Genomic DNA, 1,095 nt, shown 5'->3' on the forward strand with positions numbered 1-1,095 from the left:
GCCTGCAATTCTGCAAAGCTTAGACCGTCGACTTTCTCAATCACTTTTAACCCTTCCGCAGTGACATCAATCACACACAGGTCGGTATAAATACGGTCAACACACTTTTGTCCTGTGGCGGGGTAAGTCAGCTCAGCCACAATCTTCGGTTCACCGTTCTTGGTGACATGATCGGTGGTGATAAACACTTTTTTAGCTCCGACGGCTAAATCCATCGCTCCACCTACCGATGGAATTGCATCGGGTGCACCAGTATGCCAGTTGGCCAAGTCACCATTGGCTGCGACTTGAAACGCCCCGAGAACCGCAATATCCAAATGCCCACCCCGCATCATGGCAAACGAATCCCCATGATGGAAAAAGGCGCCGCCTTGTAACATGGTTACGTATTCTTTACCCGCATTGATCAGCTCAGGATCTTCTTCACCTGCGGCTGGTGGTGGACCAAAAGCCAATAAACCATTTTCAGAATGCAGGAAGATCTCTTTGTCATTCGGTAAGTAGCTGGCAATCTTGGTGGGTAAGCCAATGCCTAAATTGACATAAGCTCCATCGGGAATATCTTGTGCCACACGTTCAGCAATCTGGTTGCGGTTGAGTTTTTGATAGCTCATGATGTTCTCCCGATTACACAGCCACAGGTTCAGGCTGAACCTGTACCACATGTTGAACGAAGATGCCTGGGGTGATGATGTGTTCTGGATCAAGCGTCCCGAGTTCCACCACTTCAGACACTTGGGCAATGGTCACATTGGCTGCCATGGCCATGATTGGGCCAAAGTTACGTGCCGATTTACGGTAGACCAAGTTACCCCAACGGTCGCCTTGTTGGGCTTTAATCAAAGCGAAGTCAGCTTTGATCGGGTATTCGAGTACATAATCTTTACCGTCGATGTGACGGGTTTCTTTGCCTTCGGCCAATAAAGTACCAAAGCCTGTAGGGGTGAAGACTGCACCGAGTCCCATGCCTGCGGCTTGAATACGGCAAGCGAGGTTACCTTGTGGTACTAATTCCAATTCGATTTTGCCTGCACGATAGAGTTCATCGAAGACCCAAGAGTCGGACTGACGCGGGAATGAGCAGATGACTTTTTT

2 protein-coding genes are annotated in these 1,095 nt (G+C 49.2%); both read right to left on the reverse strand.

The genetic code is table 11. The annotated features are described in order from the left end of the window. Positions 1-614 (reverse strand): 3-oxoacid CoA-transferase subunit B (locus F4W09_RS16955; RefSeq protein WP_151505446.1); only part of this gene is annotated, 614 nt, incomplete at its 3' end. Between the two features lie 13 nt (positions 615-627). Beyond that, on the reverse strand, positions 628-1,095 hold a 468-nt coding region (locus F4W09_RS16960; protein WP_151505447.1), incomplete at its 5' end, for a 3-oxoacid CoA-transferase subunit A.

It is taken from the genome of Acinetobacter tandoii, assembly GCF_008867985.1.
Classification (GTDB): domain Bacteria; phylum Pseudomonadota; class Gammaproteobacteria; order Pseudomonadales; family Moraxellaceae; genus Acinetobacter; species Acinetobacter tandoii.